Raw genomic sequence first — 229 nt, 5'->3', positions numbered from 1 at the left:
AGACCCCGTGCACCTTTACTATAGCTTCGTATTGACTTCGGTCAAGCAATGTGTAGGATAGCTAGGAGACTTTGAAGCGGCATCGCCAGGTGTTGTGGAGTCATTGTTGAAATACTAGCCTTTGCTTGTCTGAAGCCTAACTCTCGTAGAGAGAACAGTGCGTGGTGGGTAGTTTGACTGGGGTGGTCGCCTCCAAAAGAGTAACGGAGGCTTCTAAAGGTGCCCTCAA

At 49.3% G+C, this 229-nt stretch carries 1 rRNA gene; it reads left to right on the top strand.

Going from position 1 to position 229, the window contains the following annotated elements:
* Window positions 1-229: ribosomal RNA gene (locus tag Q0945_RS16090) — 23S ribosomal RNA — on the top strand; the annotation flags it as partial.

It is taken from the genome of uncultured Maribacter sp., from assembly GCF_947500405.1.
In the GTDB taxonomy this organism is placed as follows: Bacteria; Bacteroidota; Bacteroidia; order Flavobacteriales; family Flavobacteriaceae; genus Maribacter_B.
The sequence above is the reverse complement of the archived record's forward strand: the minus strand, read 5'-3'. Positions and strand labels throughout refer to the sequence as shown.